The sequence below is a fragment of the Sinomonas soli genome (assembly GCF_054782415.1).
In genome coordinates this window covers 389,166-415,923 of the sequence record NZ_BAAGSN010000006.1, presented here as the reverse complement: position 1 = coordinate 415,923, position 26,758 = coordinate 389,166, and the positions used below count along the sequence as shown (strand labels likewise).

Here is a 26,758-nt window from a genome sequence, read left to right as displayed (position 1 = left end):
GTGCTACTGGGCGCAGGCGTCGGGATCGGCGCCCGTGCCCGGGTACAGGACCACCTGGCCGTCGCGGACCTCGACACGGTGGGTGCGGGTGTCCTCCGTGGCGGGCAGGCACAGGACCTTCCCGGTGCGCAGGCTGAAGCTCGAGGAGTGGAGGGGGCACTCGACTGTCTCGCCCTCGATCCAGCCCTCGGCAAGGGAGGCGTCCTCGTGCGTGCATGTGTCGTTGAGGGCGAAGAAGCAGCCGGTCTCGGCATGGAAGACCGCGATCGGTTCGTCGAAGCCGGACTCCTCGGGCTCGACGACCTTCGCCGTGCCCTCCTCGATCTCGCCCGTGCTGCCGACCACGATTCCTTCGCTCATGGCTTCCACTCTAGTCCGGGGAGCACGGCCGACCCGGGGCGTGCGCCTCGGGCCGCCCGCGGACGGACGGCGGGCGACGCCCCCCACGGAAGCCGCCGGCCGCCGTCGTCCGCGCCGGGCCTAGTCCTTCTCGGTCAGCGTGCCTCCGGCAATCCGGAGGCGGCGCTCGGCGCGGCGCGCCACCGAGGAGTCATGCGTGACGAGCACGATTGTGAGCCCCTGCCGCCAGAGCGTCTCGAAGAGGTCCATGATCTCGTCCCGGGTGCCCTCGTCGAGGTTGCCCGTCGGCTCGTCCGCGAGGAGGACCTTGGGGCGCTTGGCGAGGGCCCGGGCGATCGCGACGCGCTGCTGCTGGCCGCCCGAGAGCTCGCCGGGCAGGTGCGCCGCACGCTCACCGAGCCCCACCGACGCGAGGGCCTGGGTGGCACGCTCTGCCCGCTCCTTGGCCGGCAGGCCGAGGGGCGCGAGGCCCATCTCGACGTTCTCCTGCGCGGTCAGGGTCGGGATGAGGTTGAAGGACTGGAACACGAACCCGATCTCCCGGGCGCGGATGTCCGCGAGCTGCCGGTCCCGGAGCCGAGAGATCTCCCGGCCCGCGAGGGTGACCGTCCCCGAGGTGGGCCGGTCCAGCGCGCCGAGCATCTGCAGGAGCGTGGACTTGCCGCCGCCGGTGGGGCCCTGGACCGCCACGAGCTGCCCGGCGGGGATGCTCAGGCTCACGCCGTCGAGCGCCCTGACCTCGCGCTTGGACTGCTGGTAGGTCTTGGCGACGTCGACCAGCTCGAACATCGGTGCTGAGCCGGCCGGCGCGGAGCCCGTCTGCCCGGGGTCCGGGGCGGTGGTCGGGGCCTGGACGGGGTTCTGGTCCTCGTCGGGGGTCGTGGTGCGCTGCATGCTGGGTTCCTCTGTTCCGAGTCGCTTCTCGTCCTGGACGCTCATCAGGCCACGCTCCGCAGGGCCGCTGCCGGCTGCAGGCGCGCCGCACGCCATCCGCCGACCATGCCGGCGATGAGGCCGCCCGCGATCGCGATGGCCACCGCGATGAGGATGACGGAGGGGGTCACCGGGGCGCCCAGGACCACCTGGGTGGCCGCCGCCCCGGCTCGGCCGAACCCGCCGCCGCCGAAGCCGCCGCCCTGGCCGGCACCGCCCGCGGCCTGGCCCGCGGCCTGCCGGGCCGCCTGTCCGGCACCGCGGCCCACGCCGGCCGAGGCGCTCAGGGTCGGGGAGAAGATGTTCAGGGCCAGGACCGCGAGGAGGCCGATGGCGATCCCGCCCACGGCGCCGATCGCCGACTGCACGAAGGATTCGCCCGCGACCTGGCGCACGATCCGCGAGTTGCGCCAGCCGATCGCCTTGAGGGTGCCGAACTCCCGGGTGCGGCGGGAGACGCCCGAGAGGGTCAGGAGCGCTGCGAGCAGGAACGCGGCCAGCAGGACCGCGATGGAGAGCCACAGCCCGAGCCCCGAGATGAGGCTCGAGGCGTTGGCGAGGGAGCCGGAGACATTCGACGCGAGGTCGTCCTGGGTGTTGACCGTCTCGTCCGGCAGGGCCTTCTGGAGCGAGGACTTGACCGTGGAGAGCTGGTCCGAGGACGCGGCCTTGACGTAGACGGTGCTCACGACGTTGGGCTGGCTCGAGAGGGTCTGGGCGACGTCCAGCGGGATGTACACGTTCGCGGCGGTCTCCGACTCTGAACCGGTCGCGGAGACAAGGCCCACGATCGTGAAGTCCGTCCCGCCCACGTTCACGGTGCCGCCGAGCTTCAGGCTCGCGGTCGTCGCGTAGGAGGAATCGACGACGGCGTTGTGCTTGCCGACGTCCTGCGTCCCGAGGGCACGCCCCTGGGAGACCGTCGCGGCGGCGAGGGGGCCGACCGTCGAGGCATTGGAGTCGATTCCGAGGACGCTGAAGGAGTTGACGCCGAACGAACCGCCCGGGCCGCGGCGGAACTCGCCCTGGCGGGAACCCGTGGCGGACTGCGCCGGGGCAGTGGGGGCGGCGGTGGCGCTGCCGTTCTGGTTGACCTGGCCGTTGAGGGTGAGGTTCATGAGCGAGAGCGCGGACGAGGCGGCCTGGACGCCGCCGGTGCCCTTGACCGTGGCGAGCGAGGTCGAGGCGAAGGTCGAGGCGCCGCGGCCCGAGACGAGCCGCGACTGGTTCACCGCGGTCGAGGAGCCCGCGGTGCCGCCCGTGCCCCCGTTGAAGTCGAACCGCTGCCCGGGCTGCGCGCCGGCGGTCGGGGCGGCCGGGGCCTTGGTCACCGTGATGTCGGTGCCCACCCCGTACACCGACGCGAGGGCGGCCTTCTGGGCATCGCGGACGCCCGCCGAGAGTGCGTTGACGACGATGACGAGTGCGATGGCCAGGGCCAGTGCGATGGCGATGATGGCGGTCTGCTTCCGCCGCCCTGACAGCTCCCGCCGCAGGTACCGAGCAAACATGGGGTGTCCCTTCGATGCGCGGACCTTCGCCGCGCCTGCCCCGAAGGCTATGGCGGGAATCTATGGGATCTGTAGGGCGAACCTGTGGTGCTGCTGTGTCGGATGCGGCTTCTGGGGGCCGGAACCTCTCCCGCGGCGCCGGTCCGGGGTGGCAGACTGCGGACACGGGCACGGTGCGGACGACGCGAAAGGCAGGCCCCCATGAGTCCACTCAAGGCCCTCTTCATCGGGGGCAGCGGCACCATCAGCTCGGCGTGCGCGCGGCTCGCCGTGGAGCGGGGGATCGACCTGACGGTCCTCAACCGCGGCACCGGCCGGCGCGAGGTCCCCGCCAGCGCCGAACAGCTCGTGGCGGACATCCGCGATCCCCAGTCCGTCCGGGACGTGCTGGGCGGGCGTGAGTTCGATGCCGTGGTGGACTGGGTCGCGTTCACCCCGGACCACGTGCAGGCCGACCTCGGGCTGTTCGAGGGCCGCACCGGCCAATACGTCTTCATCAGCTCCGCCTCGGCCTACCAGACCCCGCCGGCACGGCTGCCCGTCCGCGAGTCCACGCCGCTGCGGAACCCGTACTGGCAGTACAGCCGCGACAAGATCGCGTGCGAAGACGTGCTGACCTCGGCCTACCGCGAGCGCGGCTTCCCCGCGACCGTCATCCGGCCCTCGCACACCTACGACAGGACGCGGCCCCCGTTCAACGGCGGCTGGACCGTGGTCGAGCGGATGCGGCAGGGCAAGGAGATCGTGGTCCACGGCGACGGGTCCTCCCTGTGGACCCTGACCCACCACGAGGACTTCGCCCGCGGCTTCGTCCCCCTGCTCGGGCACTCGAGGGCGCTCGGGGAGGCCTTCACCATCACCTCGGACGATGTGCTGACGTGGGACCAGATCACGCACGTCCTGGCCCGCGCCGCCGGGGCGGAGGCCCGGATCGTCCATGTGCCCTCCGAGGCCATCGCGGCCGTGGACCCGGAATGGGGCGCCTCGCTCCTGGGCGACAAGACCCATTCGGCGGTCTTCGACACCTCCAAGCTGCGCAGCATCGTCCCCGACTTCGCTCCCTGCATCCCCTACGAGCAGGGCGCGCGGGAGATGGTGGCGTGGCACGACGAGGACCCGGCGCGCAAGGCAGTCGATCCCCACATCGACCGGCTGATGGACGAGCTCGCGGACCGGTTCCGCGTCGCCCCGAACTCCCACTGACGGGACGGGCCCGGAAGCGCGACGATGAGGAACTGGGCTGGGAATCTCGAGTATGCGGCGGCGTCGGTCGTGCGGCCGGAATCGGCGGAGGAGCTCGCAGAGTTCGTCGCCGGCGCCGCGCGACGGGGGGAGCGGGTCAAGGCGCTGGGCTCGCGCCACTGCTTCAACGACATCGCGGACACCGGCGGGGCCACGTCGTCCTGGACCGGCTGCCCCGCGGGATCGAGGTGGACTCCGCGCGCCGGACGGTCAGGGTGCCGGCCGGCACCACCTACGGAGCGCTCGGGGCCGCCCTCGAACGCGAGGGCTGGGCGCTGCACAACATGGCCTCGCTGCCCCACATCTCGGTGGGCGGTGCCGTCCAGACCGGCACGCACGGGTCCGGCATCGCGAGCCCCGCCCTGGCCTCTGCCGTGACGGCGATCGATCTCGTGCGGGCCTCCGGCGAGCTCGACCGGCTCGACGCGGCCGGCGGCGGGGAGTTCCGCGGCAGCGTCGTGGGCCTGGGGGCCCTCGGGATCGTGACGGCGCTCGAGCTGGCGATCGAGCCGACCTACCGGGTGCGGCAGCAGGTGTTCGAGGGCCTGCCGTGGGACGCCGTGCTCGCCGACTTCGACGCGGTGGCCGGGGCCGGCTACAGCGTCTCGCTCTTCACCGACTATGCCGGGGCCACCGTGGCCCAGGCCTGGCGCAAGGTGCGCGTCGGCGCCGGCGAGGACGGAAGCGGGGGCGCCGCGCCGGCGTCCTTCTTCGGCGCCGCTCCCGCCGAGCGGCCGCGTCACCCGCTGCCCGAGATGGATGCGGGCAACTGCACCCAGCAGCTCGATGTTGCCGGCCCCTGGCTCAACCGGCTCCCGCACTTCCGGCACGAGTTCACCCCGAGCGCCGGGGACGAACTGCAGACCGAGTACCTCCTCCCGCGGGCACGGGCGGCGGAGGCCCTCCGCGCGGTGCGGGCGCTCGCGGCCCGGCTGGCGCCGCTCCTCTACGTCTCCGAGATCCGCACGGTCGCGGCGGACGAGCTCTGGCTCAGCCCCTCCTACCGCCAGGACAGCGTGGCCCTCCACTTCACCTGGAAGCCGCTCCAGCGCGAGGTCGAGGCCCTCCTGCCCGAGCTCGAGGACGCCCTCGCCCCGTTCGGCGCCCGACCGCACTGGGGCAAGCTGAACGCCATGCCCCCGGCCGCGATCGCCGCGCTCTACCCCCGGTTCGAGGACTTCCGGAGGCTCGTGGCCCGGCGCGACCCCGACGGCGTATTCCGCAACGCCTACCTGGACCGCGTCCTCGGCTGACGGGCCTGCACCCCTGGTCGGCTGGGGCTAGCCCCAGAGCGTCCGCTGGAGCAGGGCCCGCAGCGACGCGACCTCGGCCGCGCTGAGGGCCGCGAACTGCTCCGATTCGCAGGACTTCAGGGCCGCCTCCGCCTGCGCGTGCAGGCGCTCGCCGGCCGGGGTCGCGAGCACGATCTTCTGCCGCCGGTCGGTCCGGCCCTGCTCGCGCGCCACGAGGCCCTGCCCCTCGAGCTCGTCGATGAGCGCCACGATCTGGCTGGGGTCCAGGCTCAGGAAGTCGGCGAGCTCGCGCTGGGTGGGCTCGAGGCCGCTGCACGCGAGCCGCAGCACCGAGTAGGAGCGCTCGCGCAGGCCGAAGGCAGCCAGCGCGCGGTTATTCAGGACCGAACCGGCAGCACGGACCTTCGCGAGCAGGAGCCCGATGTCGTCCGCGATCGCCGACGTCGCGAGCCGCGGGGTGTCGGCCGCATCCACGCCTTGGCCAATGCTCACCGGGGCCTCCAAACCTCATCAAAATTCAATCGTTGACATTTTCAATGATCCAGTATCTCATGGACTGTGACAAGGGTCTCATGGACGAGGCCACAGCCACAGACCGCAAGGGAGCAGGGCATGAGCCTGGCAGGCAAAGTAGCGATCGTCACCGGCAGCGGACAGGGCCTCGGCCTCGCCTACGCCCGGGAGCTCGCGCGTCAGGGCGCCGCCGTCGTCGTCAACGATGTCAACGAGGCTACCGCCGCCGCCGCGGTCGAGCAGATCCAGGCGGAGGGCGGGAAGGCGACCGCCGTCGTCGTCCCCGTCGGGGCCACCGAGGCCGCGAAGGCCCTCGTGGACGGCGCCGTGAAGGAGTTCGGCCGCCTCGACATCCTCGTCACCAACGCCGGCATCCTGCGGGACAAGAGCCTGCTGAAGATGACGGACGAGGACTTCGACCTCGTCATCAATGTCCACCTCAAGGGCACCTTCACCTGCGTCCGCGAGGCCTACGCCTACTTCAAGGAGAACGGCGTCGCCGGCCGCATCGTCACCATCGGCTCCCCGACGGGCCAGCGCGGCAACTTCGGCCAGACCAACTACGCCGCCGCCAAGGCCGGGATCGTGGGCATGGTGCGTACCTGGGCCCTGGAGATGAAGAAGGCCGGCGTGACCGTCAATGCCGTCATCCCCGTCGCCGCGACCGCGATGACCAAGACAGTGCCGTACTTCGCGAAGGCCGTCGAGGCGGACGAGAACGGCGAGCGCATGCCCGACTTCTTCCGCCACGACCTCGGCTTCGGCACGGCCGACGACGTCGCGGGCCTGATCGCGTACCTCGCCTCCGACGAGGCGGCCGGCATCACCGGCCAGGCGATCGGGGCCGGCGGCGACCGCCTCCAGGTCTGGACCCACCCCGAGGCCGCCACCACCGACTACCGCGAGGGCGGCTGGACCTACGAGGCCCTGCAGGAGAAGGGGGCCGAGCTGATCGGCGGACACCTGCAGAGCGTGGGCGAGGAGTTCCTCCCACTTCCGGCCGAGCTCCAGCCCTCTGGGGCGGAGGCCCGCTGAGCATGTCCCGCTATGAACTCGGCCTCGACGTCGAGAAGCTCGACGCGATCGACATGCACGTGCACATCGAGATCGACGGCCACGGCCACTGCTCCCTCCCGGACGACCTCAACGAGGCCTCCTCGAAGTACTTCAAGGCCGAGGACCGCCACCCCACGCTCGAGAAGATCGCAGACACCTACCGCTCGCTGAACATGGCCGCCGTCGTCTTCACCGTGGACGCGCGCACAGCGCTGAAGCACGAGCCGAACTCGATCGAGGACCTCATCGCCGGTGCCGCCGAGCACCATGACGTCCTCATCCCCTTCGGCTCCGTAGACCCGCGCACGGGCGAGGAGGCGATTGCCCGTGCGCGGCACCAGGCCCTCGAGCTCGGCGCCCGCGGATTCAAGTTCCACCCGTCCCTGCAGGGCTTCGACCCCTCGAGCGAGGAGTTCTACCCGCTCTGGGAGGCCCTCGCGGAGCTCGGCCTCCCGGCCGTCTTCCACACCGGCCAGAACGGCATGGGCGCCGGGCTGCCGGGCGGCCACGGGATCAAGCTCAGGTACTCCAACCCGGTGCTGCTCGACGACGTCGCCGCCGACTTCCCCGGCCTGACCGTGATCATGGCGCACCCCTCGGTGCCCTGGCAGGACGAGGCGATCTCCATCGCCACCCACAAGTCCAACGTCTACATCGACCTCTCGGGCTGGTCCCCGAAGTACTTCCCGCAGTCCCTCGTGCGGGCCGCGAACTCGATGCTGGCGGACAAGGTCCTGTTCGGCACCGACTTCCCGCTCATCACCCCCGCGAAGTGGCTCGGCGCGTTCGCGGACCTCCCGCTCAAGGACGAGATCCGGCCCAAGATCCTCAAGGACAACGCCGTCAAGCTCCTCGGGCTCGGGACCGCCGCGGAAGGGAAGCACTGAGATGGACCTGTACTCCGTCTGCGACTGGTACGACGCCGCGGGCCTCCTCACCGACGACGAGCGACTGGTCCTCGGCCGGCTGCGCGACTTCCTCGACACGACCGCCAGGCCGCTCGTGGGCGACTACTGGGAGCGCGGCGAGTTCCCCTACGAGATCGCCCAGCCGCTCATCGACCTGGACCTCATGGAGCCCGCCGAGCTCACCGCGAACCGGACCCGCCCCGCCCGGGGGCTCTACCACGGCTTCCGCATCTTCGAGCTGGCACGCACGGACGCCTCCATCGCCACGTTCTACACGGCCCAGGCGGGCCTGTTCCGCACGGCCATCCGCGTCGGCGCCTCCGAGGAGCAGAGACGGGAGTGGATGCCCAAGGTCACCGACTTCTCGCTCAAGGGCGTCTTCTGCCTCACCGAGCCCGAGCACGGCTCCGACATCGCCGGCGGCCTGGCCACCACCGCCCGGCGCGAGCCGGGCACGGACACCTGGGTCATCGACGGCGCCAAGCGCTGGATCGGCGGGGCCTTCACGGCCGATGTCCTGGCCGTATTCGCGCGCGACGTCGCGGACGGGCAGGTCAAGGCGTTCCTCATCCCGCGCGAGGCCCCCGGGGTCACCCTGGAGAAGATCCACCGCAAGACGGCCCTGCGCATGATGCAGAACGCGCACATCACGCTCGAGGGCGTGCGCGTCACCGAGGCGGACCGGCTCCACGACGTGAACTCGTTCCGGGACGTCGCCGCCATGCTCCGGGCCATGCGCTCGGACGTCGCCTGGATCGCCACCGGCATCCAGGCCGGCGCCTTCGAGGCCGCCCTGCGCTACGTCACCGGGCGCGAGCAGTTCGGCCGCCAGCTCGGCGGGTTCCAGCTCGTCCAGGAGAAGCTCGCCCGGATGCTCGGCAACCTCACCTCGAGCCTCGCGCTCGTGGTCCGGCTCACCGAGCAGCAGGAGAAGGGCGTCTACCGCGACCAGGACTCCGCCCTGGCGAAGATGCAGACCTCGCTGCTCATGCGCGAGACCGTGGCCCTCGCCCGCGAGGTCGTGGGCGGCAACGGCATCACCCTGGATGCCGAGGTGGCACGCTTCCACGCGGACGCCGAGGCCGTCTACTCCTATGAGGGCACCCACGAGATCAACGCGCTGATCGTGGGCCGCGCCCTCACCGGCCAGAGCGCCTTCACCAAATAGAGAACTCCAAGGAGAACACCATGACCGCACGCACCTCCGAGCCGAGGCTCGTCGTCGACTTCGACAAGCTCCCCACCCTGGCCGGCGCCGACCTCGGCACGACCGAATGGATGGAGATCACCCAGGACCGCGTCAACCTCTTCGCCGACGCGACCGACGACCACCAGTGGATCCACACCGACCCCGAGCGCGCCAAGGACGGCCCGTTCGGCGCGCCCATCGCCCACGGCTTCCTCACGCTCTCCCTCGTCATCCCGTTCTGGGGCGAGCTGTTCGACGTCGAGGGCGTCACCACCAAGGTCAACTACGGGCTCGACAAGGTCCGGTTCACCTCGCCCGTCAAGGTCGGCTCCAAGGTCCGCATGGCCGGCGCCATCGCCGAGGTGACCGAGGTCAAGGGCGGCGCCCAGATCAAGGTCAACGCCACGATCGAGATCGAGGGCCAGGAGCGCCCGGCCGTCGTCGCCGAGTTCCTCGCGCGGTTCTACAAGTAAGCCGTCCCGCCGCCCCCTCAGGAGTTCTGCATGTACAACAACGGTGTTGGCTCGTGGCTCCACCGCCGCCGCCCCAAGTCCGGGCCCCAGACCGCCCTCATTGCCGGCGACCGCACGCTGACCTACGCGGAGCTGTCCGAGCGGACGGACCGGCTCGCCAACGCGCTGCGCCGCCGGGGCGTGGCCCGGGGCGACCGCGTGGCGTACCTCGGCGAGAACGATCCGGCCTTCGTCGAGACGTTCTTCGCTGCGGGCCTCCTGGGCGCGATCTTCATCCCGCTCAACACCCGGCTCGCGCCCCCCGAGCTGCAGTTCCAGCTGCAGGACTCCGGCGCCCGCCTCCTCGTCCACGGCGCCCCCCTCGAGGGCCTCGCCGCCTCGGCCGCGGCGGGCACCGGGGTGCAGCACCGCCTCGTCGTCGGGTCGGCGGCCGACGCCGCCGGCGCCGCTCCCAGCGCGGGCGGAACCGCCGTCGTCGGGCGCTACGAGGACGCCCTCGCGGCGGCGCCCGACGAGTGGATCGACGAGACGGTGGGCCTCGACGACGGGGCGATGATCCTCTACACGTCGGGGACCACCGGCCGGCCCAAGGGGGCGCTGCTCACCCACGGCAACATCACGTGGAACTGCATCAACGTCATCACCGACATGGACGTGAACCGCCACGACGTGGCGCTCATGATCTCCCCGCTGTTCCACGTGGCCTCCCTCGACATGGGCCTGCTGCCCATGCTGCTCAAGGGCGCCACCGTGGTGCTCGAGCAGAAGTTCGACCCCGGCCGTGCGCTCGAGCTCATCGGGCGGCACCGCATCACGGCCCTCAGCGGCGTCCCGACCACGTACCAGCTCCTCGCCGAGCACCCCGCCTGGGCGACGACGGACCTCAGCTCGTTGGACAAGCTCACCTGCGGCGGCTCGGCCGTGCCGCTGCGCGTCCTCGAGGCCTACGAGGAGCGCGGGCTCGGGTTCTCGAACGGGTACGGCATGACCGAGACGGCCCCCGGGGCGACGACGCTGCCCGTGTGGCGGTCCCGGGAGAAGGCCGGCTCGTCCGGGCTGCCCCAGTTCTTCGCCGACATCCGGATCGCGGATCCGCTCGGCGAGGTCCTCGGCCCGGGGGAGGTCGGGGAGATCCAGATCTCCGGACCGAACGTGATCAAGCAGTACTGGAACCGCACCGAGGCGACCCGGGACTCCTACGCGGACGGGATCTGGTTCAAGTCCGGCGACATGGGCTACCGCGACGAGGAGGGCTTCCTGTTCGTCTCCGACCGGCTCAAGGACATGATCATCTCCGGCGGCGAGAACATCTATCCCGCCGAGGTCGAGGCCGCCATCGTCGAGCTGCCCCAGGTGGCCTCCGTGGCCGTGATCGGGGTCGCGGACGAGAAGTGGGGCGAGGTGCCGCGCGCCGTCGTGACGCTGCGGGAGGGAACCTCGCTCACTCCGGAGGACATCCGCGCCCACCTCGACGGGCGGCTCGCCCGGTACAAGATCCCCAAGTCGGTCGTGTTCGTCGAGGAGATGCCCCGCACGGCGAGCGGGAAGATCCGCAAGGCCGAGCTGCGGAAGCAGTTCGCGCGGTAGGACTGTCTCGGAGCAGTGGGCGGCGCGGGCTACTGGTCGAAGTTGCCGTATTTGGCCCGCGCCGCGCTGTAGATGCCGTAGCAGGCGAGGCCGAGGGCCACGGCCGCGAGGATCCAGCCGCCGAACGGCTGCGAGGCCAGCGATTTGAGGGCGCCGTCGAGGCCGGACTGCTGCTTCGGGTCATGGCGCACGGCCGCGACCAGGATCAGGATTCCGACCACGGCCACGGCGACCCCCTTAGCCGTGTAGCCGACGCTTCCCACGACCTTCACCCAGTCCGGCGCGGACTCGGTCGGCTGGGCGTCCTTGCCCAGGAAGCCGCGGGTCACCCCGCGGAAGCCGAAGTACACGCCGACGCCGAGGACCACGAGCCCGGCGATGAAGAGCACCACGGGGCCGAAGGGAATCGAGAGCACGTTGGCGGTGGTCTGCTGGGACTGTTGGCTCGAGTTCTTCTGGTTCCCGAGGGCGAAGCTGACGAAGAGCCACGTGAGGCCGAAGTAGGCGAGCGCCGTGCCGCCGGGCCCGAGGGCCTTGGCAGGCTTGCCCTCGCGCCGCCACTTCGCGACGGCGTCGATGACCATCCACACGGCGAGGGCGGCGCAGCAGACGACGGCGGCCCAGAGCAGCACAGGGCCGCCCGGCGCCGAGGCGATCTGCTGGACTGCGCTCGACTGGTCGGCGCTCTTGCTGCTGCCCCCGAGCGCCACCTGCAGCGCCAACCACGCGATGAGGATGTGCAGCAGACCCACGAATGCGAAGCCGGCGCGCGCCACCGTGCGCGCTGCGGGCGAGCTCGCGGCCCGCTCCGCATGGTGGGCGGCGTCCTTGGCGCCCCGCTGAGCCGAGTTGTCGGCCCCGCCGCCCCCGCGTGAATGATCGTCCACTGATGACCTCCTGAGGTGAGTGCTTCCCATCATCTTCGGTGCCCCTTGCCCCGCTTCGGTAGACTTGGGTGGCAAGAGCCCCGGAAGTCTTGCCACGACGCGCGAGAGACGGGGTCTTTGCATGTAGGCCGACGGCCAGCCGGGCCGTGGGCGGTGTCCGGGGAGGAATCCATGCCAGCAATCGTGATCGTCGGAGCCCAGTGGGGCGATGAGGGCAAGGGCAAGGCAACGGACCTGCTGGGGGGCCGCGTGGACTACGTGGTCAAGCCCAACGGGGGCAACAACGCGGGCCACACCGTGGTGGTCGGCGGCGAGAAGTACGAGCTCAAGCTCCTGCCCGCCGGCATCCTGAGCCCGAACACGATCCCGATCATCGGCAACGGCTGCGTCGTGAACCTCGAGGCGCTCTTCCAGGAGATCGACGGGCTCGAGGCCCGCGGCGCCGACACGTCCCGGCTGCGCGTCTCCGCCAACGCCCACCTCGTGGCCCCGTACCACCAGACCCTCGACAAGGTCACCGAGCGGTTCCTCGGCAAGCGCGCGATCGGCACCACCGGCCGGGGGATCGGTCCGGCCTACATGGACAAGGTGGCCCGCCTCGGCATCCGCGTCCAGGACGTCTTCGACGAGTCCATCCTGCGGCAGAAGGTCGAGGGCTCGCTGCACCAGAAGAACGAGCTCCTCGTCAAGGTCTACAACCGCCGGGCCGTGGACATCGACGAGACGGTGGACTACTTCCTCGGCTTCGCGGACCGTCTGCGCCCCCTCGTCATCGACTCGACCTACGAGCTGAACAAGGCGCTCGACGACGGCAAGGTGGTCCTCATGGAGGGCGGCCAGGCCACGTTCCTCGACGTGGACCACGGCACCTACCCGTTCGTCACGTCGTCGAACCCCACCGCGGGCGGCGCCTCGGTGGGCTCGGGCATCGGCCCCACCCGCATCTCCCGGGCCATCGGCATCATCAAGGCGTACACCACCCGCGTGGGCGCCGGGCCGTTCCCCACGGAGCTGTTCGACGAGATGGGCGAGTACCTGCAGAAGACCGGCGGCGAGTTCGGCGTCAACACCGGCCGGCCGCGCCGCTGCGGCTGGTACGACTCCGTCCTGGCCCGCCACGCCTCGCGCGTCAACGGCTTCACGGACTACTTCCTGACCAAGCTCGACGTGCTCACCGGCATCGAGCGCATCCCGGTCTGCGTCGCGTACGACGTCGACGGGGTGCGGCACGACGAGATGCCGATGACCCAGACTGAGTTCCACCACGCCAAGCCGCTCTTCGAGTACTTCGACGGCTGGACGGAGGACATCTCGGGCGCCACGACCCTGGACGAGCTCCCGGCCAACGCGCGCGACTACGTCCTGGCGCTCGAGAAGCTCTCCGGGACGCGGTTCTCCGCCATCGGGGTCGGCCCCGACCGCGAGCAGACGATCGTGGTCCGCGACCTCATCGACTAGGGCGGGCCTCCCGCAGGGGATCGCTGGGGCTTCCACGTGCACGGCGCGCGCGTCAGACGCTGAACTCGAGCATCAGGGCGGGCAGCTCGTCGGCGAGCTCGCGGGCGAGGAACCCGAGGGGGCCGAGCCTGCTGGCCAGCCGGTCGCCGGCCGAGGCGTGCAGGTGGGTGCCCCAGCAGGCAGCCTGCGCACTGCTGGTTCCCCGCGCCCGGAGGCCGGCGATCGCGCCGGCCAGGACGTCCCCGCTGCCGGAGGTGCCCAGGCCGCCGTAGCCCGTGGTGATCCTCCACCGCTCCGGCTCCTCCGGCTCGAGCCCGGGCGGCTGGGTGATCAGCCCCTGGCAGGTGACCACGGCGTGGAACCTGGCGGAGATCTCGGCCAGGTCCTTCTCGAGGTCGTCCACGTCCCGGCCCAGCAGGACCGCGGCCTCCTTCCGATTCGGGGTCAGGATCAGCCGCCCGCGCCACGGTGCCAGCTGGTCCTCGAGCGACGCCAGGGCGCCGAGGGCGTAGGCATCGAGGACGACGGCGGGCCCTCCGCGGCCGCCCGGGTCACCGCGGGGCCGGTCGCCGCGGGCGGCTTCGCGCTGGAGCAGCGCGGCGAGCAGCTGCCCGGCGAGCTCGGGGTCGTCGAGCCCCGGGCCCACCAGGATGGCGTCCGCCTCGTCCAGGGACGCGGCGATCCGGTCCAGTTCTGGCCGGACCGAGCCGGCAGCGGTCTCCGGCAGGCCGATCGACCCGCACTCGGGCAACGCCACCCCCGCCTGCACGGCCACCGATTCCGCCACGGCCAGCGTGAGCTTCCCGGCGCCGGCGCGCAGGGCGGCCGTCCCCGCCAGCAGGGCGGCGCCGGGCGTGGGCCGGGCTCCGCCCACCACGAGCACGGACCCGCGCGAGTACTTGTCCTGGCCCGGGGCAGGGAGCGGCCACTCCCGCAGGAGCGACGGCGTCACCGGGGTGGCGCCGGAGGAGTCAGCGCGGCCGGGCACTGGTGTCTCCCGCGTGCTCGGTGACCTCGACGCCCAGCTCTGTCAGGTGGTCGGCCACGTTGAAGCTCTCCAGCGTCCACGGTCCCACGCCGGAGGGGCGCACGAACCGGGTCACCGAGGCGTTGAGGATCGCTTCGCGGGCGGCCAGGTCCAGCAGCTCCCTCTCGCTGAGCCCCTCGAGCACATACCGGAACAGCATGATCACGGCGTCGTGGCACACCAGCATCACCCGGTGCCCCATGCCCAGGGAGTTCACGTCCGCGAGGACGGACCGCAGCCGCAGGGCCACGTCCGCCCACGACTCCCCGCCCGGCGGCCGGTAGTACAGCTTGCCCAGCCAGGCCCGGCGCTCGGACTCCTCGGGATAGCGCTGCTCCACGCCCACCCGGGTGAGCCGGTCCAGGATGCCGAGCTCGCGGTCGCGCAGCCGTTCGTCGGTGCGCACCTGCAGCGGCCAGCCTGCCGTCTCCACCGCGATCTCGGCCGTCTGGCGGGCCCGCGCGTAAGGTGAGGACACCACCGCGTCCGGGCGGAGCTCGGCGGCCATCCGGCCCAGCGCGATGCCCAGCGCCTTGGCCTGGTCCCGGCCGGTGCCGGACAGGTCGACATCGGCATCGCGGGCGGGGACGTCGATCACCTCCGCCCCGGCCTCACGCGCTTCCGTCGCCGCGACGTTGCCTTCGCTCTCTCCGTGGCGGATCAGCAGCAGCTCCACCGCCCCGGGCCCTTGGACGGCCTCCGCCAGGCCGCCGTCGCCGGCCGAACCTCTGTTCACTGACGTGTCCATCGAGACATCACCCCGTCCTTGCCGTGCCGGATCCAGGAACACCACCTACGCCGTACCCGGTGGGCGGAGGAAAGTAACCGACCGCGACGGCGCACCGCGGCGCGTCGGCCGCCGCGGGGCCGGAAAGGACCCCCGAAAGAAAATCCGGAATCCGCGTAACCTTCCGGGGGCGGCGGACGATTACGTGGATGTAAGCCGGGCTGGAATCTGTCCCCCATCATGTTCCAGCCCGGCTTCCTCTCTGCCCAGTCGGGCCGTCGGCGCAGCTGGCCCACGGCTAGACTGGGCGGGTTCTGCCTTCAGAGTCCAGGGTCAGGAATCCAGAGGATAGCCGTGCTCGAATCGATCACCGACGACGATCTCGCGCCGGGTGCGCTGACGGAGCACGAGCTGTTCACCCTCGTCTACCGTTCGCTGGCACCCGCGGTGATCGGCTACATGTCCGCCCGGGGGGTGGACGACCCCGAGGCGCTCGCGCAGGACGTGTTCGTCGCAGTGCTCCCGCGCCTGGGCTCGATCACCGGCGGGGCGGCAGGGCTGAAGACGCTCGTCTTCTCCGTGGCACATGCTCGGGTGGTGGACCACTACCGCCGCACCGAGCGCCGGCCGCGGATCGTCGACTACGACCCGCTGCTCGACACGCGTGAGACCGCCTCCGCCGAGCACGATGCCCTCCTCGCCGCCGGCCAGACCGACGCGGAGATCCTGATCGGCAGGCTCAAGGGGGACCAGAAGGAAGTGCTCACGCTCCGCATCGTGGCGGAACTGAGCATCGAGGAAGTCGCCTCAGTGCTCGGCAAGACGCCGGGCGCGGTCAAGCAGCTCCAACGCAGGGCCCTGTTGGCCCTGAGGGAGCACGTAGCAGAGGAAGAGTGGGTCCGATCAGCGTGAAGAGGACGCAGGTGCAGGCGGTGCTCGCCGAGGAGGGGCTCGAGCACGACGCCGCGCTGACGGCCGCGCTCGAGCGGATCGCTGCGCTCCGGATCGCCGAGCCGCCCGCGCCCACCGGCGAGCTGGCACGCCTCCTCGCCGGCGGCCAGGCGGCGGACAGCGCGACGGCGCCGCTCGGCGTCGTGCTCCCCCTCACCCGGGCGGCGGCCCGGAAGGCCGAGGCTGCGGCCGCCGCCCCGAGGCCGCGCTGGATCAAGCGCCACCGCGGGGCGATGATCGGCGTGCTCGTCGCGGCGGGCATGGGCCTCGGCGCGAGCGGCGTGGCCGCGATGACGGGCCAGGTCTGGGCCTGGCACGCACCGCTGCACCCCGCCGTCGGGCCCTCGCTGACCCACTCCGCCGAGCCGCTCGCCCCGGGCGACGCCGCGCCCACCGGCACCCCGACGGGTACCACGGCGCCGCCGCAGGGCGCAGGCACGGCGGGCGCCGCCGCGGGCGGCACCGGGGCGGGGGAGGCCGGAGAACGGGGCGCCGCCCGGCCGGTCCAGGGCCGGGACGACGGGGCCTCCCCAGCGGCCCGCGAAGCCGGGGACCAGGGCCCGCAGGATCAGGTCCGGCAGGACCAGCAGCAGCCCCAGGGCAGCGCGCGGGGGCGCGCCTCCGGCGATTCCACGGAGCCCGCGCGCCCCTCGCAGGGCAGCCCGCGCCCGAGCCCCAGCGGGACGGCTGGAGGCGGCCAAGGAGGAGAGGGGCTGGGCGGGGACACCCAGGACTCCGGCCGGTAGGCCGCCGCAGTAGCATGGCCCCATGCGGCACGTGAATGATCCTGCTGTCATCGACCGCCTCATGAGCACGCCCGGGACGTGGGCCATCGTGGGGCTGACCCGCAACGAATGGCGCGCCGCGCACGCCGTCTCCCTCACTGTCCGCGACGTCATGGGCAACCGCATCATCCCCGTGAACCTGCGCGGCGAGGACGTGCACGGGGAGAAGGGCTACGCGCAGCTCGCGGACATCCCCGCGGAACTGCACCCGATCGAGGTGGTGGACTGCTTCGTGAACTCCGCCCGGGTTGGGGAGGTCGTGGACCAGGCCATCGCCGTGGGCGCCCGGGCCGTGTGGATGCAGCTCGGCGTCGTGGACGAGGCCGCGGCCGAGCGGGCGGAGGCGGCCGGACTCGACGTGGTCATGGACGCCTGCCCCGAGCGCGAGCTGTGGCGGCGCGGCCGCAGGACCGCGTGATGGACGCGGGCCAGCTCAGGGAACTGTGCCTGGGATTCCCGGGGGCGTACGAGGACTTCCCCTTCGGGCCGGAGGCCTCGGTGTTCAAGGTCCGGTCCCCGCGCGGGGGCGACGAGCGGCCCGGGAAGATGTTCGCCCTCTCCACCCTCGACGCGGTCCCGCTCAGGGTCGCGCTCAAGTGCGACCCCGCGCTCGCGGTCCAGCTGCGGGCCGCCCATCCCGAGATCACCGGTGCCTGGCACCTGAACAAGAGGCACTGGAGCGACGTGCGCCTCGACGGCGCCCTCGCCGAGGAGGACGTCCGGGACCTCGTCGAGGACTCGTACGACCTCGTCGTGGCGGGGCTCCCCAGGGCGCACCGCGAGGCGCTGGGCTGGAGCCGGCTCGCCCGCTGAGCACGTTAGGGTGGGAGCGTGCTCGAACAGTCCACGCTCGATGCCCTGTGGGACTTCTCCGATCCGGCCGCCTCGGAGGCGGCCTTCCGCCGCGCCCTCGAGGACCCGCGGTTCGACGACGCGGAGCGCTGCGAGCTCATGACGCAGCTCGGCCGCGCGATCGGCCTGCAGGGCCGCTTCGAGGAGGCCGATGCGCTCCTCGACGGCATCGACTGCGAGCCGGACCCCACGATCGGCGTGCGAGTCGTCCTCGAGCGCGGCCGTCTCCTCAACTCCTCCGGGCACGCCGCCATGGCCGTGCCGCTGTTCGAGCAGGCCGCCGAGCTCGGCGAGCACCTCGGGGAGGAGTTCCTCGCCGCGGACGCGTTCCACATGCTCGCGATCGCGGACACCGACCACGCCGAGGCCTGGGCCCGCGCCGGGATCGAGTACGCCAGCAGCTCCCACAGCCAGCGGGCCCAGCGCTGGTGCGCCTCGCTCCACGGGAACCTCGGCTGGATGTTCCTCGACGCCGGCGAGCCCCACCGCGGGCTGGTCGAGTTCCAGCTCGCGGAACAGTGGGCCGAACGCGTGGGCACCCCGGCCCAGGTGGCGTGGGCGCGCGAGGGGATCGAGGCCTGCCGCGCCACCGGCGGCTGACCAACTACCGAAAGGACCCCATGTACTTCATCGTCGTGAAGTTCGAGACCAAGCCCGAGTACGCGGAGCAGTTCCCCGAGATCGTGCGCGAGTTCACCGAGTCGACGCGCAAGGAGCCCGGGAACCTGTTCTTCGAGTGGTCGCGCTCGCTCGAGAACCCGGCCGAGTACGTGCTCGTCGAGGGCTTCACGGACGACGGCGCCGCCCCGCATGTCCAGAGTGCGCACTTCGCGAAGGGCCTCGAGTCCATGCGGCCGTGCCTGGTCAGGACCCCGGGCATCATCTCCCGTCAGGTCGATGGCGAGGGCTGGGGCGAGATGGGCGAGCTGCAGATCGGCTAGCACCCCCTCAGTACGACGGCGGCCCGGCACCTTCCGCGCGGAAGGCGACCGGGCCGCCGTCGTACTCCGTCTGGGAGTCACCTCCTGAAGGTCACCTCCTGAGGGTCACGTCCCGTGGGTCAGTCGGCGACGTAGTAGAGGCGCTTGTTGACGAACTCGTCCATCCCGAGGGGGCCGAGCTCGCGGCCGAAGCCCGAGCGCTTCACCCCGCCGAACGGCATCTCCGCACCCTCGGCCGCCGGGGTGTTGACGTTGGACATGCCGCTCTCGAGACGCGAGGCGACCTTCTCGGCGCGGGCCGTGTCGGTCGAGAAGACCGCGCCGCCGAGGCCGTACGGGGTGTCGTTGGCGAGGCGGAGGGCCTCCTCATCGCTGCCGACCTTGTACACGACTGCGACCGGGCCGAACAGCTCCTCGTGGTACGCGCGCATCCCGGGCGTGACGCCGGTGAGGACGGCAGGGGAGTAGTAGGCGGCGTCGCCCTCGCCGAGCACTCCGCCCGCGTGGAGCGTTGCCCCCTTGTCCACGGCGTCCTGCACCTGGGCGGCGAGGCCCTCGGCAGCGGCGCGGGAGGACAGCGGTGCGTAGGTGTTCTCGGCGTCGGCAGCGGGGTCGCCCGGGGCGAGGGCCCGCGCGCGGGACGTCAGCTGGGCCACGAAGTCATCGAAGATGTCCTCCATGACGATCATGCGCTTGTTGGAGTTGCAGGCCTGGCCCGTGTTCTCCATGCGGGTGTCCCACGCGGTGTCGGCGACCGCGGCGACGTCCGCGGCATCGAGGACGACGAACGGGTCGGAGCCGCCGAGCTCGAGGACGGCCTTCTTGAGGTTCTTGCCCGCGAGCTCGCCGATGACCGCGCCAGCCCGCTCGGAGCCGGTGAGCGAGACGCCCTGGAGGCGGGGGTCGGCGATGATGTCCGCGATCTGCGCGTGCGAGGCGAACAGGTTCACGTAGGCGCCCCGGGGCACGCCCGCGTCATCCATGATCCGCTGGATCGCGAGGGCCGAGCGGGGGCACGACTCGGCGTGCTTGAGGATGATCGTGTTGCCGAGCATGAGGTTCGGCGCGGCGAACCGGGCCACCTGGTAGTACGGGTAGTTCCACGGCATGATGCCCAGGAGCGGGCCCACGGGGAGCTTCTGCACCACGGCCCGGCCGCCGGAGAAGGTCTTGATCTCCTGATCGGCGGCGAGGGTGGGGCCCTCGGTGGCGAAGTAGTTGAAGATGTCGGTGCAGAATTCGGCCTCGCCCTTGGACTGGGCGAGCGGCTTGCCCATCTCCTCGGTGATGATCGCGGCGAGCTCGTCGGCGCGCTCGGTGAACAGCTCGGCGATGCGCGCCACGACCTTGGCGCGCGTCTCGATGGGAGTCTCGCGCCAGGACTCGAAGGCGCTCTGGGCGGAGGCGAGGGCGGACTCGACGTCGGCGTCCGTCGCGGTGGGGAACGTCTCGACGACCTCGCCGGTGGCGGGATTCAGGACACGGTATCCGGGCTCACTGCTAGTCATGGCACCATCTTGCCCTCTTTGGTGGCGCAGATCACTGTACTTAAGTACGACGCCGGGGGGTCGCCGCTGTGCGGATCGTCCAGTTCCCTCCGCCCCTGCCGTCGCTCCCGTTGGGGAGTCACCTCCGCGACGTTGAGGAGTCAGACGACGCCGGCCGGCCGCCTCCGATGGGGAAGGCGGCCGGCCGGTGTTGTACCTGAAACGGCGGAATCGCGACGAGATGCGTACCTGAAACGGCGGAACCGCGACGAGATGCGTACCCGAAACGGCTAGGGGAGGACTTGGCGCTTGCTCGAGATGACCCCCGTGTTGAAGCCCGCGAGGTGCAGGCCGCCGTGGAAGCGCGCATGCTCGATCTTCACGCAGCGGTCCATCACCACGTTCAGGCCCGCGGCCTCGGCGTCCGCGGCGACCCCCTCGTGCCAGGATCCGAGCTGGAGCCAGATGGTCTTGGCGCCGACCGACTTGGCCTCCTCGAGCACGCCGGGGAGGTCGTCGTGCCTGCGGAACACCTCGACGAGGTCCGGCGTCTCGGGCAGGTCCGCGAGCGAGGGGTAGACCGGCTGCCCCAGGATGGTCTTCACCACCGGATTCACGAAGTACACGCGGTACTTCGTGGAGGAGAGCAGGTACGTCGCGACGAAGTAGCTCGCGCGGCTCGGCTTGTCCGAGGCCCCGACGATCGCGATGACCTTCGTCTCCCGCAGGATCCTCAGCCGCTCGGGGGCGGAGGGCCCGACCCAGGTGCGCTCGGCAACGGCACTCACTTGTTCGCTCCCTTCACGGGCAGGGCGCATGCCTCGCCGTCGTACGTCGGCGCCGCAAACTCCTGCTCCAGGTCCTGGATCTCCTGCGGCTCTGTCTGGCTTGCAGCCAATGCCTGGTCGAGGTCCCAGATGATGTCCTCGACGTCCTCGAGCCCCACGGAGAGGCGGATGAGGTCCGCGGGGACGCCCGCCGCGACCAGCTGGTCCGCGGAGAGCTGCTGGTGCGTCGTCGACCCCGGGTGCAGCACGAGGGTGCGCGCATCGCCGATGTTGGCCAGGTGCGAGGCGAGCTGGAGGGCCTCGATGAACCGGGCGCCGGCCTCGCGGCCGCCCTTCACGCCGAAGCTGAACACGGAGCCCACGCCGAGCGGGAGGAGCTCCTTCGCGTACTCGTGCTGCGGGTGCGAGGGCAGGCCCGCGTAGTTCACGTACGTCACGCGCGGGTCGGCCTCGAGCCACTCGGCGACGCGCCGGGCGTTGGCGAGGTGCGCGTCCATGCGCTGCGGGAGCGTCTCGACGCCCTGCAGGAGCTGGAACGCGGACTGCGCGGACAGGGACGGGCCGATGTCGCGCAGCTGCTCGGAGCGCAGCTTGGTGAGGAACCCGTACTCGCCGAAGTTGCCCCACCACGAGACGTTGCCGTAGCTCGGGACCGGCTCGGTCATGGACGGGAACTTCCCGTTGCCCCAGTCGAACGTGCCGGACTCGACCACCACGCCGCCGAGCGTGGTGCCGTGGCCGCCGAGGAACTTCGTGGCCGAGTGGATCACGATGTCCGCCCCGTGCTCGATGGGCCGCAGGATATACGGCGGGGTCAGCGTCGAGTCGACCACGAGCGGCACGCCGTGCTCATGGGCGACGGCGGCGAGGCCTGCCAGGTCGGCGATGTCACCGGAGGGGTTGGCCACCACCTCGGTGTACACGGCCTTGGTGTTCTCGCGCAGGGCCGCCTCGAAGGCGGCCGGATCGGTCGAGTCCACGAACGTGGTCTCGACCCCGAAGCGGCGCAGCGTCACGTCGAGCTGGGTGATCGTGCCGCCGTAGAGCTTGGAGGAGGCGACGATGTGGTCCCCGGCCTGGGTGAGCGCGGCGAACGTGATGAACTCCGCGGCCATGCCGGACGACGTCGCGACCGCGCCGATGCCGCCCTCGAGCGAGGCGATGCGCTCCTCGAACGCCGCGACGGTCGGGTTGCCGATGCGGGAGTAGATGTTGCCGTACTTCTGCAGCGCGAACAGGTTGGCGGCGTCGTCCGAGTCCTTGAACACGAACGAGGTCGACTGGTAGATCGGCACCGCCCGGGCGCCGTGCTCGGCGTCGGGCGTCCCGCCGGCGTGCAGGGCGCGGGTGCGGAACCCGAACTGGCGCTCCGCCATCAGGCGCTCGCCTCGGCGAGGTCCGCCCCGGCGAGGTCCGCGCGGTGGCGGCCGGCGCCGTCGTACTTCGTGACGGGGAGCAGATCGGTGCGCAGCTCGGTGCCGTTCGCCCGGGCGAGGTCCGCCTCGAGCTCGCGCACGATCGGCAGGACGTCGCGGCCGAACGCCTCGAGCTCCTCCTGGAAGTGCAGGTAGCCGGTGAGGAACAGGTTCACGCCGATCTTCTTGTACTCGACGATCCGCTCGGCGATCTGCTCCGGGGTACCGATGAGCTTGGTGCGGAAGCCGTCGTTGTACTGGACGAGGTCCTCGAACGTGGAGTCCTCCCACATGCCCTTGCCGTCCTTGGTGGACTGGCCGGCCTCCTTGACGGCGGCGGCGAAGCCCTCCACGGCCGGGCGGTGGGCCTTGGCGATGATCTCGCGGAGCGTGTCCTGGGCCTCCTTCTCCGTGTCGCGGGCGATCACGAAGCCGTTGAGGCCGAACCGGGGCGCGGCCGGGGCGGTGCGGCCGTCCCTGGCGGCGGCCAGGACGCCCGCGATGTTCTCCTTGAAGCCCTCGATGTCGCGGCCGTTGGAGAAGTACCAGTCGGCGGTGCGGCCGGCGGCGGCCTGCGCGGCCGTCGAGTTGCCGCCGAAGAAGATCTCCGGGTGCGGGCGGCCCGGGACGTCCACCGGGGCCGGGTTCAGCGTGAAGTCGGAGATGTTGTAGTACTTGCCCGACTGCGAGTAGTCCTTCTGCGTCCACAGGCCGCGGAGGGCGTTGATGAACTCCTCGGTGCGGACGTAGCGCTCGTCGTGCTCGAGCCACTCGAGGCCGAAGTTCACGAACTCGTCCTTGAGCCAGCCGGAGACCACGTTCACGGCCGCGCGGCCGCCGGAGAGGTGGTCCGCGGTGATGATGAACTTCGCGAGCACGCCCGGGTGCCACATGCCCGGGTGCACCGCCGAGATGACCTTGAGCCGCTCGGTGGCCATGAGCAGTGCGAGGCTGAACGAGGTGGCCTCGTGCTGCTTGTCCGCGCCGTAGCTCGCCGCGTAGCGGGTCTGCGTCAGGGCGTACTCGAAGCCCGAGTCCTCCGCGATGCGGGCGAGCTTCCGGTTGTACTCGAACTCCCAGTTGGTCCGCTGCTCGATGGTCGAGACGACGAGGCCGCCGGAGACGTTGGGGACCCAGTAGGCGAACTTCAGCGGGGTCTCGAGGTCGATCCCAGACAAGGACATAGTGCGCTCCTTACGTGCAGGCGCGACGTGGGGCTCGGGCCGAGGCTCCATAGCACTCACCATCGCTTCTGGCAGTAGCACCTTTGGCTCCGCCGCCGTCGTCCGACGTCGGGGCCAGGGTTGCTGCGGCGTCACAGATCCAGATCTCTCGGCCGCTCGGGATGGTCCTTCCGATTGTCGCCAGAGGAGGCGTAACGATGCAAATTATTTCGTCACACTCGCGATGGCCCGCGCCTCGCCGAATACTGTTCGGTGGCGCGCCCGCCGGTCGGCCCGCCGGAGAGGGGAATGCACTGATGGGACGCACGACGGCGGGCGGTTCGGTCCCGTACGCGGAACTCGCCGAGCGCTTCGCACCGGTCTTCGCGCGGATCGAGGACGGCGCGCTCGACCGCGAGCTGGCCAGGACCCTGCCGTTCGAGCAGATCGGCTGGCTCAGGGAGGCCGGGTTCGGGCGACTGCGGGTGCCGGCCGAGTACGGCGGCTTCGGCGTGTCCGTCGAGACCCTCGTCCGCCTGCTCGTCGACCTCTCCGCGGCGGACTCCTCCGTAGGCCATCTCCTGCGCTCGCACTTCGCGTTCACCGAGACGATCGCGCTGCAGGGCGAGGCGTTCCGGGCGCGGTGGTTCGGGCGCGTCGTCGAGGGCGCCATCTTCGGCAATGCGGCGACCGAGCGGTCCGGGAACGCCCTCGGCACCGTCGCCACCCGGCTCGTCCCGGCGCCCGGCGGCTGGCTCCTCACCGGCGAGAAGTACTACACGACCGGCACGACCTTCGCCGACTTCGTGGCCGTCATGGCCTCCCCCGAGGGGTCTGCTTCGCGGGTGTACGCGGTCGCGCCGACCGGGCACCCGGGCGTGGAGATCCGCGACGACTGGGACGGGTTCGGCCAGCAGATGACGGGCACCGGAACGGCCGTGTTCCGCGACGTTCCCGTCCCGGCCGAGGACGTGGTGCCGCGCACCGAGTCGACGACCCATGAGCCGGCGTTCCTCCAGCTCATGCTCCTGTCGGTGCTCGCCGGGATCGGCAAGGCCGTGGTGCGCGACGCGTCGGCCCTCGTGGCGAAGCGGACCCGGACGTTCTCGACTGGGTCCGGGCAGCTGTTCCGCGAGGATCCGCTCATCCTGAACCTCGTGGGGCAGCTTGCCGCGAAGTCGTTCGCCGCGGAGTCCTCGGTGCTAACCGCGGCCCGCGAGCTCGACGCCGCCCTCGCCCTCGGCCCCGATGCCCCTGCCGAGGACCGCTACGCGCGGGGAGCTGTCGCCGTCGACCTCGCCCAGGTGGCCGTGCCGCCGCTCGTGATCGACGCCGCGCAGCAGCTCTTCGACACCGCGGGCGCCTCGGCGGTGTCCCGGGGCAAGGCGCTCGATCGGCACTGGCGCAATGCCCGCACCGTCGCGACGCACAACCCGGTGGCCTTCAAGGCCCGCGGGCTCGGGGACTGGTTCGTCAACGGGACCTCGCCCGTGGCCCTGCACAGCATCGGCGAGGCGCGCGTCGGCTGACCCCTCTCACCCCCCCACCTCCTGAGGGGTCTCTGGCGGGGGCTTGTGGGGTCTCTGGCGGGGCTTGTGGAGTCTCTCCGCCGTGCCTGCCAGAGACCCCTCAACGGTGTGCCATGGACCCCTCAACGGTGCTACGCCCGGGCGAGGAGCTCCTCGCCCACCCGCCCGCGCTGGTAGAAGACCTCGCGCCCGGCGCGCACCGGCTCGGTCAGTCCGGACTCGGCGAGCACCTTGAGGTGAGCGTTGACCGTCCCGGCGGCGAGGTCGAGCGCGCAGGCGAGCTGCGTCGTCGTCATCGGCACGTCCAGCTGCGCGAGGATCTGTGCGCGCGTGCGCCCGAGCAGCCGCGAGACGGGGGATTCGCGCGTCTCCCGCGTGGCCTCCCACAGCCGCCCGACGCCCCGCGGGGCGTACGTGATCGTGGGGACGAACGGGGCGATGTTGAGCACGAGCGTGTTGGGCCACACGAACGCGTTGGGCACCAGGATCAGGCCGCTGCCCGGCGTGGGCCGATCCGTCGCCTCGCACCCGCGCATGATCTCGAGGCCCGTCGGGGTGGGCCGCACGCTCGGGTGCAGCGTCTTGAACACCTCCTGGATGCCGTAGTGCGAGAGGTCGTCCAGGCGGGAGTCGATGTCCGCGAGCAGCACCGAGCGCAGCCGGGGCCAGTAGGGCTCGAGGGCGGTGGTCCAGTACCAGCGCAGCGCCGCCACGATGCGGGGCACCGACCCCGCGAGGTCGGCCCGCAGCTCGGTGAGGGTGGCCCGCATGTAGCCGGCGAGCTGGCACTTCTCGAGGCTGTCGAAGTCGCGGGCCCACAGCTCGGCGGGCACCTCGGCGACCGCATCCAGGGCTTCGGCGAACGTGTCCGCGCGCGTCGGGGTGGGGGTCAGGGAATCGGCGATGAAGCCCTTGGGCTGCACGAGGGTCGTGAGGACGCGCAGGTGCTCGCGGGACAGCGGGTCCGCGCTCGCCGAGATGCGCTGGCGCGCCTCCGTGATCCAGGGCCGGTGCAGCGGCGTCCCGGCCTGCAGGGCGCGCAGGCTCGTCACGGTCTCCCACAGCGGGGACGCCTGGAAGTGGACCTTCGTGAGGTCCTCGCTCGTGAGCGTGATCAGCATGGGATCAGCGTAGGTTTCGGCGCCCACGGCGGTCGAGGATTCGGTGAGGACCGAATCGTTTCGCCCCCGGCCCGGGCCCCGCAGACTTCTGGACATGGCAACGAAGACCAGCACCGCACCCTCCTCCTCCGACCATGGCTCGGCCGCCCGGATCCCCGACGCCCACGCCCTCGGCGCCCGCAGGGGCGACGCCGCGGACCACCCCGACTCGCACGTCAGCGAGCGGCTCGCCCACCCCCTCCGGCCCGCCGGGCGCAGGCCCGTGCGCATCCCGCACGAGGTCCCCGCAACCGCGGGACCGCGCACGACGGCGGCCGCGAACCCGCCGTCGTCCGCCGGGCTTCCGGCGGCGGCGCCGCGGGAGCTGACGGCCCGCGACCTGGTCCCGCCGACCTCCCTGCCGCACACCTCAGGGGACCTGCTGGGGCTGCCCGACGTCGGGGCCCTCGCCCGGGCCCTCCATGCCGGCTGGGCGTGGGTCCTGCGGCAGGCACGGGCGGCCGCGGAGATCGACGCGCGGCTGCGGGAGCGCCGCGAGGAGGATTCGGCCACGATGACGCGAGCGGGGGTGATCCCGGGCCGCCTGATGTGAGGTGCGTCGG

Annotated in this window: 27 protein-coding genes, 1 pseudogene and 1 riboswitch; of the genes and pseudogenes, 16 read left to right on the top strand and 12 right to left on the bottom strand. The window is 71.6% G+C overall.

Annotated elements, in window-relative coordinates:
• Positions 1-3 precede the first annotated feature (3 nt).
• The 3 genes from ACYVKZ_RS07580 to ACYVKZ_RS07570 form a co-directional block, all read right to left on the bottom strand.
• Positions 4-360 (bottom strand): non-heme iron oxygenase ferredoxin subunit, encoded by a 357-nt coding sequence (locus tag ACYVKZ_RS07580; protein WP_307008507.1) that lies wholly within the window; start codon positions 358-360, stop codon positions 4-6.
• A 120-nt stretch (positions 361-480) separates the two neighbouring features.
• Positions 481-1,149, bottom strand: a complete 669-nt coding sequence (locus tag ACYVKZ_RS07575) for an ABC transporter ATP-binding protein (RefSeq protein WP_460991554.1) — start codon at positions 1,147-1,149, stop codon at positions 481-483.
• 149 nt (positions 1,150-1,298) lie between these two features.
• Positions 1,299-2,804: an ABC transporter permease gene (locus tag ACYVKZ_RS07570; RefSeq protein ID WP_460991513.1), complete on the bottom strand. Its 1,506-nt coding sequence runs from the start codon at positions 2,802-2,804 to the stop codon at positions 1,299-1,301.
• A 201-nt stretch (positions 2,805-3,005) separates the two neighbouring features.
• Between ACYVKZ_RS07570 and ACYVKZ_RS07565 the strand changes: the two genes are divergently transcribed.
• Positions 3,006-4,007: an SDR family oxidoreductase gene (locus ACYVKZ_RS07565; RefSeq protein ID WP_460991511.1), complete on the top strand. Its 1,002-nt coding sequence runs from the start codon at positions 3,006-3,008 to the stop codon at positions 4,005-4,007.
• 24 nt (positions 4,008-4,031) lie between these two features.
• Positions 4,032-5,299: pseudogene (locus ACYVKZ_RS07560) on the top strand (FAD-binding protein).
• A 27-nt stretch (positions 5,300-5,326) separates the two neighbouring features.
• Here ACYVKZ_RS07560 and ACYVKZ_RS07555 read toward each other — a convergent pair.
• Positions 5,327-5,791 (bottom strand): MarR family winged helix-turn-helix transcriptional regulator, encoded by a 465-nt coding sequence (locus ACYVKZ_RS07555; RefSeq protein WP_460991509.1) that lies wholly within the window; start codon positions 5,789-5,791, stop codon positions 5,327-5,329.
• A gap of 120 nt (positions 5,792-5,911) precedes the next feature.
• Here ACYVKZ_RS07555 and ACYVKZ_RS07550 point away from each other — a divergent pair, with 120 nt between their 5' ends.
• From ACYVKZ_RS07550 to menE, 5 genes are read left to right on the top strand one after another with little or no spacing between them, the layout of a single operon-like run.
• Positions 5,912-6,847, top strand: a complete 936-nt coding sequence (locus ACYVKZ_RS07550; RefSeq protein ID WP_460991507.1) for an SDR family NAD(P)-dependent oxidoreductase — start codon at positions 5,912-5,914, stop codon at positions 6,845-6,847.
• Positions 6,848-6,849: 2 nt separating this feature from the next.
• Positions 6,850-7,755: an amidohydrolase family protein gene (locus ACYVKZ_RS07545; protein WP_460991505.1), complete on the top strand. Its 906-nt coding sequence runs from the start codon at positions 6,850-6,852 to the stop codon at positions 7,753-7,755.
• A 1-nt stretch (position 7,756) separates the two neighbouring features.
• Positions 7,757-8,944: an acyl-CoA dehydrogenase family protein gene (locus tag ACYVKZ_RS07540; protein WP_460991503.1), complete on the top strand. Its 1,188-nt coding sequence runs from the start codon at positions 7,757-7,759 to the stop codon at positions 8,942-8,944.
• Between the two features lie 20 nt (positions 8,945-8,964).
• The gene (locus ACYVKZ_RS07535) at positions 8,965-9,438 is read left to right on the top strand and encodes a MaoC family dehydratase (RefSeq protein WP_460991501.1); all 474 of its coding nucleotides are present in this window, start codon (positions 8,965-8,967) and stop codon (positions 9,436-9,438) included.
• A 30-nt stretch (positions 9,439-9,468) separates the two neighbouring features.
• Positions 9,469-11,025, top strand: coding sequence for an o-succinylbenzoate--CoA ligase (menE, locus tag ACYVKZ_RS07530; RefSeq protein WP_460991499.1), 1,557 nt, complete (start codon positions 9,469-9,471; stop codon positions 11,023-11,025).
• 29 nt (positions 11,026-11,054) lie between these two features.
• Here the strand turns inward: menE and ACYVKZ_RS07525 are convergent, their stop codons facing one another.
• The gene (locus ACYVKZ_RS07525; protein ID WP_460991497.1) at positions 11,055-11,912 is read right to left on the bottom strand and encodes a DUF1206 domain-containing protein; all 858 of its coding nucleotides are present in this window, start codon (positions 11,910-11,912) and stop codon (positions 11,055-11,057) included.
• A gap of 171 nt (positions 11,913-12,083) precedes the next feature.
• Here ACYVKZ_RS07525 and ACYVKZ_RS07520 point away from each other — a divergent pair, with 171 nt between their 5' ends.
• Positions 12,084-13,370, top strand: coding sequence for an adenylosuccinate synthase (locus tag ACYVKZ_RS07520; RefSeq protein ID WP_460991495.1), 1,287 nt, complete (start codon positions 12,084-12,086; stop codon positions 13,368-13,370).
• Positions 13,371-13,422: 52 nt separating this feature from the next.
• Here ACYVKZ_RS07520 and ACYVKZ_RS07515 read toward each other — a convergent pair whose 3' ends face one another.
• Together ACYVKZ_RS07515 and ACYVKZ_RS07510 are read right to left on the bottom strand one after the other, a co-directional pair.
• Positions 13,423-14,358, bottom strand: coding sequence for an NAD(P)H-hydrate dehydratase (locus ACYVKZ_RS07515; RefSeq protein ID WP_460991493.1), 936 nt, complete (start codon positions 14,356-14,358; stop codon positions 13,423-13,425).
• On the bottom strand, positions 14,342-15,145 hold the full coding sequence (locus tag ACYVKZ_RS07510) for a histidine phosphatase family protein (RefSeq protein WP_460991491.1): 804 nt from the start codon (positions 15,143-15,145) through the stop codon (positions 14,342-14,344). The genes ACYVKZ_RS07515 and ACYVKZ_RS07510 overlap by 17 nt, the downstream gene beginning before the upstream one ends.
• A 333-nt stretch (positions 15,146-15,478) precedes the next feature.
• On the opposite strand from ACYVKZ_RS07510, the gene ACYVKZ_RS07505 reads away from it, so the two are divergent.
• The 6 genes from ACYVKZ_RS07505 to ACYVKZ_RS07480 are packed head-to-tail and all read left to right on the top strand — an operon-like array spanning position 15,479 to position 18,653.
• Positions 15,479-16,036, top strand: a complete 558-nt coding sequence (locus ACYVKZ_RS07505; protein ID WP_307008481.1) for an RNA polymerase sigma factor — start codon at positions 15,479-15,481, stop codon at positions 16,034-16,036.
• Positions 16,033-16,821 (top strand): hypothetical protein, encoded by a 789-nt coding sequence (locus tag ACYVKZ_RS07500; RefSeq protein WP_460991489.1) that lies wholly within the window; start codon positions 16,033-16,035, stop codon positions 16,819-16,821. Before ACYVKZ_RS07505 ends, ACYVKZ_RS07500 begins: the two co-directional genes overlap by 4 nt.
• Positions 16,822-16,843: 22 nt before the next feature.
• Positions 16,844-17,278, top strand: coding sequence for a CoA-binding protein (locus ACYVKZ_RS07495; RefSeq protein ID WP_460991487.1), 435 nt, complete (start codon positions 16,844-16,846; stop codon positions 17,276-17,278).
• Positions 17,278-17,673, top strand: coding sequence for an MmcQ/YjbR family DNA-binding protein (locus ACYVKZ_RS07490; protein WP_460991485.1), 396 nt, complete (start codon positions 17,278-17,280; stop codon positions 17,671-17,673). The genes ACYVKZ_RS07495 and ACYVKZ_RS07490 overlap by 1 nt, the downstream gene beginning before the upstream one ends.
• Positions 17,674-17,691: 18 nt before the next feature.
• Entirely contained in the window at positions 17,692-18,312 is a 621-nt protein-coding gene (locus tag ACYVKZ_RS07485; protein WP_460991483.1) for a hypothetical protein, read from the top strand.
• A gap of 20 nt (positions 18,313-18,332) precedes the next feature.
• Positions 18,333-18,653: a putative quinol monooxygenase gene (locus ACYVKZ_RS07480; RefSeq protein WP_460991481.1), complete on the top strand. Its 321-nt coding sequence runs from the start codon at positions 18,333-18,335 to the stop codon at positions 18,651-18,653.
• A 119-nt stretch (positions 18,654-18,772) separates the two neighbouring features.
• Here ACYVKZ_RS07480 and ACYVKZ_RS07475 read toward each other — a convergent pair whose 3' ends face one another.
• The 4 genes from ACYVKZ_RS07475 to sfnG all read right to left on the bottom strand — a co-directional run bounded on the left by ACYVKZ_RS07475 (position 18,773) and on the right by sfnG (position 23,527).
• On the bottom strand, positions 18,773-20,161 hold the full coding sequence (locus tag ACYVKZ_RS07475) for an NAD-dependent succinate-semialdehyde dehydrogenase (protein ID WP_460991479.1): 1,389 nt from the start codon (positions 20,159-20,161) through the stop codon (positions 18,773-18,775).
• A gap of 269 nt (positions 20,162-20,430) precedes the next feature.
• Positions 20,431-20,928, bottom strand: coding sequence for a CoA-binding protein (locus ACYVKZ_RS07470; RefSeq protein ID WP_460991477.1), 498 nt, complete (start codon positions 20,926-20,928; stop codon positions 20,431-20,433).
• Positions 20,925-22,304 (bottom strand): O-acetylhomoserine aminocarboxypropyltransferase/cysteine synthase family protein, encoded by a 1,380-nt coding sequence (locus ACYVKZ_RS07465; RefSeq protein ID WP_460991475.1) that lies wholly within the window; start codon positions 22,302-22,304, stop codon positions 20,925-20,927. Before ACYVKZ_RS07465 ends, ACYVKZ_RS07470 begins: the two co-directional genes overlap by 4 nt.
• On the bottom strand, positions 22,304-23,527 hold the full coding sequence (gene sfnG, locus ACYVKZ_RS07460) for a dimethylsulfone monooxygenase SfnG (protein ID WP_460991473.1): 1,224 nt from the start codon (positions 23,525-23,527) through the stop codon (positions 22,304-22,306). Before sfnG ends, ACYVKZ_RS07465 begins: the two co-directional genes overlap by 1 nt.
• A 56-nt stretch (positions 23,528-23,583) precedes the next feature.
• Positions 23,584-23,695, bottom strand: a riboswitch (SAM riboswitch).
• Between the two features lie 128 nt (positions 23,696-23,823).
• Between sfnG and ACYVKZ_RS07455 the strand changes: the two genes are divergently transcribed.
• Positions 23,824-25,035, top strand: coding sequence for an acyl-CoA dehydrogenase family protein (locus ACYVKZ_RS07455; RefSeq protein ID WP_460991471.1), 1,212 nt, complete (start codon positions 23,824-23,826; stop codon positions 25,033-25,035).
• 131 nt (positions 25,036-25,166) lie between these two features.
• Here ACYVKZ_RS07455 and ACYVKZ_RS07450 read toward each other — a convergent pair whose 3' ends face one another.
• Positions 25,167-26,156, bottom strand: a complete 990-nt coding sequence (locus tag ACYVKZ_RS07450; RefSeq protein WP_460991469.1) for an ArsR/SmtB family transcription factor — start codon at positions 26,154-26,156, stop codon at positions 25,167-25,169.
• Positions 26,157-26,250: 94 nt separating this feature from the next.
• Here ACYVKZ_RS07450 and ACYVKZ_RS07445 point away from each other — a divergent pair, with 94 nt between their 5' ends.
• The gene (locus ACYVKZ_RS07445; RefSeq protein ID WP_460991467.1) at positions 26,251-26,748 is read left to right on the top strand and encodes a hypothetical protein; all 498 of its coding nucleotides are present in this window, start codon (positions 26,251-26,253) and stop codon (positions 26,746-26,748) included.
• Positions 26,749-26,758: the final 10 nt, after the last annotated feature.